The 14,684-nt window shown below is 68.9% G+C and carries 5 protein-coding genes; 4 read left to right on the top strand and 1 reads right to left on the bottom strand.

What is annotated here, in order from left to right:
* The first annotated feature begins 9 nt into the window (after window positions 1–9).
* From ACFYQ6_RS14615 to ACFYQ6_RS14600, 4 genes are all read left to right on the top strand, one after another.
* Window positions 10–3,657 carry a LamG domain-containing protein gene (locus ACFYQ6_RS14615; RefSeq protein ID WP_388763157.1) on the top strand — a complete coding sequence of 1,216 codons (3,648 nt, stop codon included), beginning with the start codon at window positions 10–12 and terminating at the stop codon, window positions 3,655–3,657.
* 138 nt (window positions 3,658–3,795) lie between these two features.
* A complete protein-coding gene (locus ACFYQ6_RS14610; protein WP_388763155.1) occupies window positions 3,796–10,659 on the top strand; it encodes a polymorphic toxin-type HINT domain-containing protein in 6,864 nt (2,287 codons plus the stop codon).
* Window positions 10,656–11,132, top strand: a complete 477-nt coding sequence (locus ACFYQ6_RS14605) for a hypothetical protein (RefSeq protein ID WP_388763153.1) — start codon at window positions 10,656–10,658, stop codon at window positions 11,130–11,132. Before ACFYQ6_RS14610 ends, ACFYQ6_RS14605 begins: the two co-directional genes overlap by 4 nt.
* Window positions 11,133–11,926: 794 nt before the next feature.
* Window positions 11,927–13,204: a prolyl oligopeptidase family serine peptidase gene (locus tag ACFYQ6_RS14600; protein WP_388763151.1), complete on the top strand. Its 1,278-nt coding sequence runs from the start codon at window positions 11,927–11,929 to the stop codon at window positions 13,202–13,204.
* Window positions 13,205–13,547: 343 nt separating this feature from the next.
* Here the strand turns inward: ACFYQ6_RS14600 and ACFYQ6_RS14595 are convergent, their stop codons facing one another.
* Window positions 13,548–14,339: an alpha/beta fold hydrolase gene (locus ACFYQ6_RS14595; RefSeq protein WP_388763149.1), complete on the bottom strand. Its 792-nt coding sequence runs from the start codon at window positions 14,337–14,339 to the stop codon at window positions 13,548–13,550.
* Window positions 14,340–14,684: the final 345 nt, after the last annotated feature.

Here is a 14,684-nt window from a genome sequence, read left to right as displayed (position 1 = left end):
AACAGACGCATGTCCAGACGCATACGACGCGGCCCGGTGCTGCGTGGCGCGCTCGCCGCAGTGGTGGCGGGCGCTGTGATGACCGGGATCCTCAGCGCCCAGTCGGAGGGTCCCGCTCCCGACGAGGCCTCCGAGCCGTCGATCGCCGCGGCGGGCAAGCCGGTACAGAGCGAGGCCGAGGCACTGACCGTCGCCAAGAAGAGCGGCCAGAAGGTCGAGATCCTCGGCATGCGCACCTCGCGCCGGGAGATCTACGCCGAGCCGAACGGCACGTTCACGGCCCGCGAGTACACCGACCCCGTCCGTACCTTCCAGGAAGGTACGTGGGTCGACATCGACCGGACCCTCGTACGGCACGCCGACGGCTCGGTCTCGCCGAAGGCCGCGGCGGTCGCGCTGTCCTTCTCGGACGGCACCGCCGGCAAGCCGTTCGTCACCATGAACCAGGCGGGCCGCGAGATGGCCCTGACCTGGCCGTACGGGAAGCTTCCCGCACCCGCGCTCGACGGGGACACGGCCACGTACAAGGACGCCCTCCCCGGCGTCGACCTCACGGTGCGCGCCGAGGCGGACGGCTTCGGCCACCTCCTGGTGGTCAAGACCCCCGAGGCCGCGGCCGACCCGAGGCTGGCCCGGCTCGACCTGGGTCTGAAGACCGACGGCCTCAAGGTCGAGGAGGACGCCTCCGGCGCCATCAGGGCCGAGGACGCGGCCGTCGGCGGAACCGTCTTCGAGGCCGGCAAGCCCGTGATGTGGGACTCGGCCGCGGTCAAGGAAGCCGCGGCCAAGGCCCAGGGCCCCAAGGCCGTGTCGAAGGCGCTCGCCGCCGCGGCCGCCGATGCCGCACCCGCCCCGGCGGTCGCGCCGAAGGCGGCCCTCACCGGCCCCGGCGGCGGTGGCCGGACCTCGCCGCTGGGCGTCGAGGTGGGCAAGGGCAAGCTGTCCCTCGTCCCCGACCAGAAGCTGCTCCAGGGCGACGACACCGTCTTCCCGGTCGTCATCGACCCGATCCAGCGCACCACCTCGCGCAGCGCGTGGACCGGCGTGATGTCCGGAAAGCCGGGCGAGCAGGACTGGAAGTACTCCGGCAGCGCCGGTGTGGGCAAGTGCCCCACCGACTACAGCCCGGTCTCCTGCAACGGAGTGGGGGTGCGCCGGACGCTCTTCACGATGCCCATGTCGTTCTACAAGGGCAAGCAGATCCTCGGCGCGACGTTCTCCGCACGCGTCGAGCACATCTACAGCGCCTCGCCGACCGCCGAACCGATCCGGCTCTACCGCATCGGCGGCAAGAACTACAGCATCACCTCCTCGTCCAGCTGGTCCAACACCTCGGACGACTGGACGGACCACATCGGCACCGTCGACAAGGCCATCTCGCCGACGAGCTGTTCCAGCCAGGCCAACCTGCACTTCGAGGCGGGCGCGACCGGTGAGCTGACCACCGAGGTCAAGACTGCGGCGGCCGAGGGCTGGTCGTCCATGACGCTGGGGCTGCGGGCCGCCGACGAGTCCCGGCTGCCCGAATGGAAGCGGGTCTGCGGCAACGCCTACCTGTCGATCAGCTACAACAACCTGCCGCGGAAGATCACGACGCTCTCTCAGAACCCGGGCGGCATCTGCACCAGCGGTGCCGGCCGTCCGTACTCCGAGGTGCCGCCGCAGCTGCAGGCCGTGGCCAGCGACCCCGACCACGGAAACGGCGTGACCGACAAGGTCAAGGTCGAGTTCAAGGTGGACTGGACGGACCCGGTCACCAAGGAGGCGAAGACATACTCCTACCTCACCCCGTCCTGGCTCGCGCCCACGTCCGGAACCAAGTTCACCCACACGGTGAAGTCGTCCATCCCGCAGAACACCGTCATCTACTGGAGCGCGCGCGCCTACGACGGTGACGGATACGGCCCCTGGAGCTACGACGGGGACACCGTGCGCTGCGAGTTCATGTACGACAAGACGCTGCCCGGCAAGCCGAACGTGCTGTCCAAGCAGTACCCGTCCGACACCGTGTACCACGACGGCGTCGGCACCTACGGCTCCTTCACCTTCGCCCCGAACCCGAACGACTCGGTGCCCGACACCGACGTCGTGAAGTACCGGTACGCGTTCGATGGCACCGCCACCCCCGCCACCACGGTCAACGCCGCCACACCCGGTGGGCCCGCCACCGTGAGCTGGATGCCCACCCGCTCCGGACGCCACTGGGTCGACGTCATCGCCGTCGACAAGGCCGAGAACCCCAGTACCAAGGCGCACTACGAGTTCCTGGTGACCGAGGGCACCCCCGTCGCCGCCCAGTGGAACCTCGCCGACGAGCCGTCGAGCACCGAGGCCCACGACGAGACGGGGGCGTTCTCCGCGAACACGGGCACCGGTGTCACCTTCGGTGTGGAAGGCCCCGGCGGCAAGGCCGACTCGGCCGCCCGCTTCGACGGCACGGGCGCCGCGTACGCGGACGTCAACGAAACGGTGCTGGACTCCTCGAAGAGCTTCAGCGTCAGCGCCTGGGTCCGCCCGAACGGCACTCCCACGCGTGACATGGCGGTCGTCAGCCAGGACGGCACGGGCGAGCCCGGATTCACCCTCGGCTACGACCAGGTGGCGGGAACCTGGGCGTTCTCCGTCCCGGTGACCGACGTCGACACCCTCGGCCAGTGGAAGGCCGTCGCCACCGGCGTCAGCGTCGTCCCTGACCAGTGGGTGCTGCTGACCGGCGTCTACGACGCGGCCAAGTCCGAACTGCGCCTCTACATCAACAAGGACTCCAAGGGCACCGTATCCCGCCGTTCGGTGTGGAAGTCGTACGGGCCGCTGCAGATCGGCCGGACCACGGCCAAGAGCGGCTACCGGGACAACTTCTCCGGTGACCTCGCCGAGGTCCGCGTGTTCGACCGCGTCCTGCCCGCCGCCCAGGTGGCGGAGATGATGACGGTCAAGCCGACCCGTATGAACTACTGGCAGCTCGACTCGGCCGCAGCGGGAGCCTCCGCGGACACGGGCGCGGGCCAGAAGCTGACCCTCGCGGGCAACGCGTCCATCTACAACGCGCCCACGGACGACCCGTACTTCGAGGGCCCGTTCCCGATGGTCGGCGCGGGGCACCTGGTCCTCGACGGTGACGGGGACTACGCGTCCACGGCCACCGCACCCGTCACCGGCACAGCCAGCTTCACGGTGACGGCCCGCGTACAACTCACCTCCCTGGACGCGACCGAGCCGCAGACCGTGCTGTCGCTGCCGGGCCAGACAGCCAACCGGCTCGCGGTCCGCTACCGGCCCGCCGCCGACGCGGAATCGTCCTCGACATGGGAGCTGGCCGTCGCCGAGTCCGACTCGGCGACAGCACCGGTGAAGACCTTCACCGACGACCAGACGCTCCCGGACGTCGACATGGCCGGCCAGCATCTCGCCGTGGTGTACGACGCGTTCGCCAACGAGATCCGGCTGTACGTCGCCGGACAGCTCGCCGACATCGCGCACGGCACCGACGACACCCTCTGGGGCGCCACCGGCGCTCTGCAAGTGGGCCGTTCGGCCCTCGGCGGCGGCAGCGAGTACTTCGCGGGCGCCATCGACGAGGTGCGCGTCTACACCGGGGCAGCGGACATGACAGCGATCCGGCAGATGGCCAACGGGACACCGCTCCCGAACATGTGATCCAGGCGGGCGGGTGTGCCGGTTCCGGACAGAACCGGCACACCCGCCCGTTTCAGTCCCATCCCTCACTACGTGCGGAGACACGTGATGGCATTCAGAAGCCGGTTGCTGAACCGGCGCATGCCCGGGAGGTTGCTCATGGCGACCATCCTGGGCGTCACCCTCGCACTGACCGGAGGCGCGGTCCAGGCTGTGCCATCGGTGCCGGGGCAGGAGGGGCGCGGACGTCCCGGTGTCCAGGACTTCGGCGACCCCGTCGAGGGCACGATCGCGCAGGCGAAGAAGCGTCCGGCCGATCCCGCGAAGAAGGCCGCGGTAAAACGGCTGGACGAGGCCGTCTGGCCGACGGGCGGCAGTGCCGAGGTCGCCGTGGCCACCACGTCGCTCGTCGAGAAGACCGTCGGCGGCCTGCCCGTCACGGTCGCAGCGGTCATGCCCAAGGCATCCGGGGCCGCGAAGCGTCCCGTGTCGCCGGCCGGCCCCGCGGAGGTCTCGGTCGAGGTGCTGCCCGCGAAGCGTGCCACTGCCCTGGGCGCCGGGGCGCTCCTGCGCATCGGGCGCACGGACGCGGCGCAGAAGAGCGCGAAGGTCCGTCTGTCCGTGGACTACTCGGCGTTCGCCGACGCCTACGGTGGTGACTACGGGGCCCGTCTGCGTCTCGTCCAGCTCCCCGCGTGTGCCGCCGTGGCGACCCCCGGCAGCGCGGCCTGCCCAGAGCAGCCCAAGCCGCTGGCCACGGTGAACAGCGCCGAGGACCGGACCGTCTCGGCGGAGGTACAGGCCGCTGCGGCACCCGCCTCGGGCACCCTGGCGAAGGCGGCCCCGAGCACGGCGCCGCTGGTGGCCCTGGCCGCCGGCCCGTCCTCCTCACAGGGCAGCTACAAGGCGACCGCCCTGGCCCCGTCCGCCAGTTGGAGCGTCGCCACCTCGTCCGGCGGATTCAGCTGGAACTATCCGCTGCGCACGGTGCCCACGCCCGGCGGGCAGTCGCCAAGCATCGGGCTCGGCTACTCCTCGCAGTCCGCGGACGGCCGCACCTCGGCCACCAACAACCAGGGCTCCTGGGCGGGTGAGGGCTTCTCCTACGACCCCGGGTACATCGAACGCCGTTACAAGCCCTGTTCCGACGACGGTCACTCGACTTCCGGCGAGCAGTGCTGGGCCTTCGACAACGCCACGATCATGCTCAACGGCAGCTCGTCCGAGCTCATCAAGGACGACAAGACCGGCGCCTGGAAGTTCTCCTCCGACGACGGCACCAAGGTCGAGAAGCTGACCGGGGCGACGAACGGCGACAACGACGGCGAGCACTGGAAGGTCACCACCGCCGACGGCACGGAGTACTGGTTCGGACTGAACCGCCTCCCGGGCTGGACCGACGGCAAGGAGACCACGGACTCCACCTGGACCGTGCCCGTCTTCGGCGACGACTCCGGCGAGCCCTGCTACAACGCCACGTTCACCAGCGCCCACTGCAAGCAGGCCTGGCGCTGGAGCCTGGACCACGTCAAGGACACCCACGGCAACGTGATGTCCTACTTCTACGCTCCCGAGACGAACTACTACGCCCTCAACGGCAAGACGGACGTCAACGGCACCGCCTACCACCGCGGCGGCTACCTGAAGAGGGTCGACTACGGCCAGCGTGACGGCCAGGTCTACGCGGCGAAGGCACCCGCCCGCGTTGTCTTCGACGTGGCCGAACGCTGCCTGCCCACCGCCGACTTCGACTGCGCGGAATCCAAGCGGACCAAGGCGAACGCCGCGCACTGGCCGGACACCCCGGTCGACCAGGAGTGCAAGGCGGCCACCAAGTGCACCGTGGGCCAGACCTTCTGGACCACGAAGCGCCTGACCGGCATCACCACCCAGATGCGCAAGAGCGCCACCGAGTACCAGGACGTGGACGCGTGGACCTTCACCCACCTGTTCACCGACAACGGTGACGACTCCAAGACCCTCTGGCTGTCGAAGATCGACCACGAGGGCCGCGTCGGCACGGCTGCGAAGCTGCCGACGCTCGAACTCTACGGCGAGCAGCTCGTCAACCGCGTCGACGCCGTCGGCGACAACATCGCGCCGTTCCACCGCTTCCGCCTCGCCGCAGTCCTGAGCGAGACAGGTGCCCAGCTGGACGTCAACTACGCGGCGACCGACTGCACCAAGGCGTCCCTGCCCAAGCCGGGCGAGTCGACCAAGCGCTGCTACCCGGTGAAGTGGGCCCCGCCCGGCACCGTCGAACCGATCACGGACTGGTTCCACAAGTACGTCGTCGCCGAGATCGTCGAGACCGACCGCACGGGCGGCGGCGACAGTCTCGTCACCCGCTACGACTACCAGGGCGACGCTGCCTGGCGTAAGGCGAAGCCGGACGGCATCACGGAGGACAAGTACCTCACGTGGGGCGGCTGGCAGGGCTACGGCAAGGTCAAGGTCACCAGCGGCAGCGCCGACAAGCAGACCTCGCGGATCGACTACACCTTCCTGCAGGGCATGGACGGTGACAAGGATCCCGCCGGCGGCACCCGTTCGGTGAAGGTCAAGGACTCCACGGGCGTCGAGTACACCTCGTCCGAGGAGTTCACCGGGCACCAGCTCGAAGCGCACACCTACGACGGGACCAAGCTGGTCTCCAAGGTCATCAGCGAGCCGTGGAAATTCAACACGGCCACCCAGACCCGTGACTGGGGCACCTCGCACTCGGTGCTCGTCCGCTCCGACACGGAGCGCGGCTACAACCTGCTCTCCGACGGCACCTGGCGGGCGACGAGAAGCACGATCAAGTACGACACGGCGAACGGAACGGGCCGCGTCCTGGAGGTCGAGGACCAGGGCGACGTCTCCACGGCCGCCGACGACACCTGCGCCCGCACCTGGTACGCCGACAACACGGCCGCCAACCTCCTCACCCTGCCCTCGCGCAGTGAGGTCGTAGGCGTCAAGTGCTCGGTGACGCCGGACCGAAGGACCCAGGTCCACGCGGACGAACGCACGTCCTACGACTACAAGGCCTTCGGCGCGGCACCGACCAAGGGTGACGCCACGACGACCGAGCGCCTGACTTCGCACAACGGGACCACGGGCACCTACCAGGTCACCGGCACGACGGCCTACGACGCCTTCGGTCGCCCCACGTCCCAGAAGGACGCGAGTCAGGCGGAGACGAAGACCGCGTACACGGACGTCAACGGTCTCATCTCGCAGACCAAGAGCACCAACGCGCTGAACCACGTCACGACCACCGACTACGCCCCGGCCTGGGGCATGTCGGCCGGCCAGACGGACCCGAACGGCAAGCGGACCGACCTGGCCTACGACGGTCTGGGCCGTCTCACCTCGGTCTGGTTCCCGGACCGCGCGAAGACCCAGACCCCGTCCATCAAGTACTCCTACAACGTCCGTCGTGACAAGGTCGTCGCGATCAAGACGGAGAAGATCGAGAACGACGGCTCCTACGGCGCGGAGTACCAGCTCTACGACGGCCTGCTGCGACCGCGGCAGCTGCAGACGGAGGGTCCCGGCGGCACGCGCATGGTCGCCGACTCCTTCTACGACGGCACCGGCAAGGTCAAGAAGACCAACGCCACGTACAATGCCGCCGGCGCCGCGTCGGACGAACTGCTGATCGTCCACAACGGCGAAGTCGGCCAGCAGAGCCTGCTGGAGTACGACGGCCTCGGCCGCCCGACCGCCCAGGTCATGGCGGTCTCCGGCGTCGAGCAGTGGCGCACCACCCATACCTACGACGGTGAGCGCACGACGATCGATCCGCCCGAGGGCGGCGTACCCACCACGACGGTCACCGACTTCGCGGGCAACACGAAGGAGATCTGGCACTACCGGAGCGACGCCCCGAACCCGCTGGCCGGCTACGACGTGACCAAGTACACCTACACGCCGAAGAATCAGCTCGAAACGGTCACGGACGCCAAGGGCAACGTGTGGCGGTACGAGTACGACCAGCTGGGCCGCCAGACGAAGGCAGTGGACCCCGACACGGGGACATCGACCACGGCGTACGACACCCTCGACCGTCCGGCGTCCACCACGGACAGCCGGAACAAGAAGATCTCGACGCTCTACGACAAGCTCGGCCGTACCCTCTCCACGTGGCAGGGGGAGGCCACCACCGGAACCCGGCTCTCCGAGGTCCGCTACGACAAGGCAGGGCTGCTGGGCCAGGCATGGGCCAACATCAGCTACCTCTCGCCGACCGAGTCGTTCGGCACCGTCATCCAGACGATGGACGACTTCTACCGGCCGACGAAGACGAACTACGTGGTGCCCGCCTCCCAGGGCTCGCTCGCGGGCACATACACCTTCACGGCGGAGTACAACCGCGACGGCACCCTCCAGTCGACCGGGATCCCGGCCACGGGTGACCTTCCGGCAGAGGTGTTGGTCAACGGGTACGACGATCTCCAGCGACCCACGACACTCACGGGCTCGACGCCGTACGTCACACGGACCGTCTACTCCAAGGAGAGCCACGTCCAGCAGCTGGAGCTGTCGGCCGGCACCGGGAAGAAGGTCTGGCAGACCTTCGACTACGAGACCGGCACGGACCGGCTGACCCGCTCCGTGGTCGACGTCTACGGTGCGTCCGCTCCGGCGAAGGAGTCCACCTACTCCTACGACCAGGCGGGCAACGTCCTGTCCATCGCTGACACGGCGAACGCCGCTTCACCCGACGTCCAGTGCTTCGCGTACGACAGCCGGCAGCGCCTGGCCGAGGCGTGGAGCCCTGCGTCGAGCGCCGCGGACGCCGCAGGCAGCGGCACGCTCGGCTCGCCGGCACCGCTGGAGGGCACCGGTCCGAAGGCCTGCCAGGCGGCCCCCGGAGCATCCCCGCTGGGCGGACCCGCTCCCTACTGGAAGTCGTACGTCACCGATGCCATCGGCAACAGGACGTCCGACACCTCGCACGACACGGGTCTCGACGAGACCCGCGACGTCACCCGCACCTACACCTACGGGGGAGCAGGAACCCTCGGTGACGGTCCTCACCAGGTCACCAAGGTCGTCGAGAAGACGCCCACCGGCGACCGCCAGTCGTCGTACGAGTACGACGACACGGGCAACACCACCAAGCGCACCATCGGTGGCGACGCCCAGGTCCTCGAATGGAACGACACCGGCAACCTGGCCAGGGCCACGGAGGCGAGCGGAGCCGAGACCACCTATCTGTACGACTCCGACGGCAACCGGATCCAGCGCAAGGACCCGTCGGGCACGACGGTGTACCTGCCCGGCGTCGAGCTGAAGCTGTCCGCGGACGGCACCAAAAAGGAGGCCACCCGCTACTACTCGCATGCCGACCAAACGGTCGCGGTCCGGACGAACGACGGCACCTTGTCGTTCGTGGCGGGCGACCACCACGGCACCGGCGAGCTCGCGATCGACGCCACCACCGGTGCGGTATCCCAGCGCCGCTTCGATCCCTTCGGCGTCGACCGCGGCAAGGCGACGGGCACGTGGCCGGGCGAGAAGGGCTACGTCGGCGGGACGATCGACTCGTCCACCGGGCTGACGCACCTGGGGGCACGCGAATACGACGCGGTCATCGGGAAGTTCATCTCCGTCGACCCGGTCATCGACTACACGCAGCCCCAGCAGATCAACGGCTACGCCTACGCCAACAACACCCCCGTCACCCACGCCGACCCGAGCGGCATGGCCATCCCTGAGTGCCTGCAGGGCCTGATCGAGTGCCAGGGCGGCCTTCCCGTCAGCAAGCCGGGCTCCACGTTCAACGAGGAGAAGGCGGTCGACCAGGCTTCCAGCGCGCTCTCGGGGGCCCAGGGGCAGCAGTCCGCGGCCAAGCAGCGCATCAAGTCCGCGGCCAAGGCCCTGGTCAAGATCGCCAGGGACATTCTGGGTGTGGACGCGGCACTCGACTGCGTCTCCAGCGGCGACATGGGCGCCTGCGGCGAGACGCTGCTCAACATCGCGGGAAGCTTCGCCGGCGGCCTGGCGGGCAAGATACTCGCCAAGTACGGCGCTCCGTGGAACTGGGCCAAGGGGGCCAGACTCGCCAAACGCGTGGTCAATCTCGTGGGCGACCTCGTCGGCGGGGCCAAGGACTACTGGAACGCCAGCAAGGCCGTCAGCAAGGCCAAGGACGGACTGGCCAAGGCGACGGACGCCCTGGCCGCGGCCAAGAAGAAGGCGGCCAACGCCCTCAAGAAGGGCGAAGGCGGTTCCTGTCCGATCCGGCCGGGTAACCACAGTTTCCTGCCGGGTACGAAGGTGCTGCTCGCCGACGGCACCATGCAGCCGATCGAAGGGATCGAACTCGGGGACGAGGTCGTCGTCACCGATCCCGAGAGCAGTGAGACGACGGTCCGGGACGTGGTGGCCACGATCACGACCGAGGACGACAAGCACTTCGTCGACCTGACCGTCACGGGCGGCTCCGGTGTTTCGGAGTCCCTCGTGTCCACGACCACGCATCCGTTCTGGTCGGTGTCGGAAGGGGACTGGGTCGAGGCCGGGAGCCTGCGTGCCGGCATGACCCTGCGGACGCCGGACGGCGACACGGTCGCCCTCGAAGGCGTGCGTCACTTCGACAAGCGCCAGCGGACCTACGACCTGACCATCGCGGGTATCCACACCTACTACGTGGTAGCCGGACTGACGCCGCTCCTGGTGCACAACTCGGGCGGAGAGCTCGGCGAGGGGGAGATCCACCTCTGGCGAGGCGTCACGGGCCGTGAGCGTGACAACATCCACAAGACCCGTACGTTCAAGAGCACCCAGGGGATCAAGTACTTCTCCTTCACGGAGAAGGGAGCGGCGGAGTACTCGCGACGGGCACACGCCGCGTACCCCAAGGAAGGCACCTACACGATGATCCGGACCAAGGTGAAACTGTCGGATCTGCCAGAATCGGCGCGCATGGCCTACACGGCGGACGTCGTCGACGGTGGAGTGGCGCTGCAGGACGATGTGCTCCCCAAGCTGAGCAGGCCGCAGATCATGCCGACCATGAGCTGCGGGTGAGGACGATGAGATTCGTGGTGGCGGCGTCGTCCGACGCGATGGTCCAGGAATGCCGCAGGGCCCTGGGACACGTGCCGGGAACCGCGTTCCGTACCGGCTCGGTTCCCGAGACCGGCGCGGGCTGCGACGCCGCAGTCCTCAACTCACCCCTGGCACATGAGCGTTACGGGGGCGTTCCGAGGATCGGGAGCGTCCAGGTCCTGCTCAACCAACGGGGCGACGGCGCACCGGAGGTGATTCTGGCGACCGCACCGATGGCTGCGAGGGCCGCAGCCCCCGACCCCGGTGACGACCAGATCGCGAGCCACGTGTCACAGACGCTCGACGCGTGTGTCGCGGCGTTCGTGGAGGCGTTCCCGGACCGGGCCGGCGAGGCGTGCGTTCTCCTGCACCTCGAAGGAGCCGGCATCGACCGCGAGGACATCGCGGTGACACTGAAGGGGCTTCTGCGCTTCCTCCTCGAACGGGAGTAGGCAGAACCGTGCACCGTGTCCGGGCCCGTCGGAACTTCCGGCGGGCCCGGACCCGTCGTGCGGGGGAGCGTGGGACGAGGCGGGCGGAGCGCCGCTCAGCAACCGTGAACGCCGGAGTGGGAACTCGAGCGAATCGATCGTAGAAGTCCCAGAGGTGCCGCCCGCGATCCCTCCTGACTCGCTGAGCAGCAGGTCAGATGGGGCGTGGGCGGCACCCGTACATCAGATGTCCCGGAAGAGAGCAGTCGCTCAGCTGACCTGCAGGAACGCTCGACCATCAGCCTCTGACCTGGGCAAATGGCCTTTCGGTTGTTTCACGCTTGTGCCCCTTGATGCGGCCGAAAGTCCCAGGAAAGTCCCAGAGGGCTCCCGAGGAGACCAGGCGTTCTTTCCAGGTCATGCGGGCTGTGCCGCGCGGCGTTTGCCGGTGTGGCGGCCGCGGCAGCGGGGCGCAGCAGACAGCGGCGGCAGGAAGACCTGCCGGAGATTCGTTTTTCCCGCGCCGCGGTCCGCTGAGCGGAACACAAGCGTCGCGCCCCTGTCGAGCGAGTCACATGATGACTCCCTCGTCGCTCCGGCCTCTCAGGAAGTTCAGCACGATCCGCTGTTGGGCAGCGCATTTCCTGCCTGACGAACCGCCTCGTTCGAGCACCCCTTTGCCAGCTGTTCCCGCTTGAGCTGTTCTCGCCTCAGCTCCAGTCGGACGAGGCCGACCCTTCTCCCACTCGACGGCGGCCGTGCTCGGTTCGGCACACAGGCCGCGATAGAGCCTTCGCACCCCTTGAGGAGTTCGCATGGCAACACACATCAGCCGTCGCACCATCCTGGCCGCCGGCGCCGGCGCCGGTGCCGGCATGCTGTCTTTGCCCGGCGTCGCCGCGTACGCCGTCGACCGTGCGCCCACCAGCGTGAGATTCACCCTGAACGCCCAGGTGCTCGATGGTGGCGAACAAGTCACCTCGATCACCCTCGAGACCGCCCGGCTCGGCCCGATCGACCCGGCCGGTCTGACCACCGGCACGTTCGGCGTGCACGCCAAGGCCACCCGCCCGTTCGCCCTCACCCCCGACGACAGCAGGCTCGCGTACGACCTCGACCGCACGGTGACCGCTGTGCGGCTCGACCGCGAGGGCAACCTCGTGCTCGAACTGGCTCATGGCGAAGGCCAGTCAGGGGCGAGCACGCTCGGCTACCTCGCGAGCGAGGGCCGCAACGTGATGCTCGACCTCGTCTACACCCTCACGCAGCGGGCCCCGATCGCCCTGCGCAATCACCGGTCGATCACCATCGGCACCTTCGTGCAGAACCCTCAGCTCTCGGACCCCGAAGTGGACGCGTTCAGCTCCCACATATCCGGCTCGGGGATGAAGTACCGGCTGTACTCGCCCGCCGATTCCCGCTACTCGCGACGCGGCAAGCGCCCGCTGATCGTCTGGCTGCACGGCGGAGGTGAGGGCGCCTCACTGCCGAACGACTACTACGACAACGAAGTCACGCTGCGAGCCAACCGCGGCGCCCTGGGCTTCGCCACCCCCGAGGCACAGCGCATCTTCGACGGCGCCTATGTCGTCGCCCCGCAAAGCACCTCCTACTGGATGGAGGACGGTCCCCGCTTCGCCCCTCTCATTCACGAGATCATCAGCGACGTCACGCGCGGGAACCACATCGACCGCGACCGGATCTACGTTGCCGGCTGCAGCAACGGTGGCTACATGAGCATGAAGATGACCACCGTCCATCCCCATCTGTTCGCCGCCTCCGTGCCGATCTGCGGCATCGTCACGGCCTTCCCGCCCGGGAGCGCCCCGCTGCTCCCCGACAGCGAGCTGGCGCAGATCACCACGCCCAGCTGGCTTGTCGCCTCCAACGACGACCTCACCGTGGACCCGCAGGCCAACACCGCCCACGCGCACCATGTGATCCCCGGCTCGCTGATGACGCTCTACGACCACGTCGACTGGAACGGCTACCGGTTCGTCGGCCACTGGTCGTGGATCTACGTCGCCCGCAATGACCCCAGTACCAAGGGAACCCACATCTGGCAGTGGATGGCCGCCCAGCGTCGGCACTGAAGGCGGACCTCCCCGGGCAGAACCACCGCCGGCCGGCACCATGCAGGGAGGTATCGATGAGCGAAGTAGATGATCCGGTTACTTTCCGGGCGTCATCGTCGCGGGATCCTCGCTCTCTGCGGGCGTCGCCGGATCGGCGCTGCTGATCACCCGGGAACTGCTCGCGACGCCCGCCGCCGCGGCCACGGAGCCCTGAGGGCCCACGGCACGGCTTCCCTCGCTCCTTCGCGCACGCGTCGCTGGTGCTCCGGGGCCGCCGCCATGGGGGCGACGACCCTCGCGATCAGCAGGCCTGCGGGGAAATGTGGTGTCCCCTCCGATGGGGCGCGCTCGTCCTGCCGGGTCAGCCGCGGCCGGCCCACTCCAGGACGGTAGCGGCGAACTCCTGCGGCACCTGCTCCGGCGCCGCCGCGTGTCCTGCGGACAGCACTCGGGTCGGACAGCCGATCGCCGCCGCGAACTTCGTCAGGGATGGCATGGAGTACCCGTCGTCGGGGGCGCAGACCGCGAGCGTGCGCGCGGTGATCTTCGGCAGGCGGGGTTCCATGGCGTAGCGGCGTACCGCCTGGTGGCCCTCCTCGACACGGTCGAGGACGGTCAGCGCGTCGATGACGTACCGGCCCAGGGCCGCCTCCTCGCCCGGCTGGTAGAAGCCGCGCCGGTTGTCCCACAGCTGCCGCAGGTGCGTGCCGTCCGGCGCGGGGTCGACATGGTCGACGCGCCCGCGGGAGCCCCGCTTCTCGTCGTCGACGAACGACGTCGCCGAAAGGAGGAGGCTTGCCACGCGGTCCTGGAATCGGGCTGCCACCTCGACGGCGACCACTCCGCCGGTGTGGTGCCCGACCAGGTGGAAGTGGTGCAGGCCGAGCGCCTCGATCAGGTCGCCGACGCCGTCCGCGAAGCGTTCGATGGTGTGCTGCCCCTCGGGCTTCGCGGACGCTCCGTAGCCCAGGGTGTCCATCGCGATCGCCCGGTACCGGGCACCGACCAGGGGGAGCACGTCGAGGTACTCCGTCCAGGAGCGGGGCGTCTGGTGGAGCAGCAGTACGGGCTCGCCGTCGCCGGTCTCCACGTAATGCAACTGGCCGAAGCGGCTGGGCACATAGCCCTTCCGCAGCGTGTTCGTGTCCGTCATGCGGGAGTCGCTTTCGTCACAGGGCCGGCAGCACCGAGGCGCCGACGGATTCGATGAGGTCGGTGGGCTGGGCGTACGAGCCGACGTGCTGCAGGAACACCCCCTGCACGCACGCCGTCGGCATGCAGGGGGACGGTCCGCTCCCGGCTGCGCGACCCGCAGCCCGCGGTGCCGCTGCACACGGTGGCGAGCGGACCACGCAACCTCCGGCTCGCCGGTGAGGCGACCGATGGCGTGATCCTGCGCCGGACCCGTGAACGCGCACTCGTCACCGTTCATGAGCGCACGCAGCACCGTAAGGCCCTCGCGCAGCGCGGCGGTCATGCTCCGTAGCAGGCCGGCCCG

Source organism: Streptomyces sp. NPDC005494 (assembly GCF_042872025.1).
In the GTDB taxonomy this organism is placed as follows: domain Bacteria; phylum Actinomycetota; class Actinomycetes; order Streptomycetales; family Streptomycetaceae; genus Streptomyces.
The sequence above is the reverse complement of the archived record's forward strand: the minus strand, read 5'-3'. Positions and strand labels throughout refer to the sequence as shown.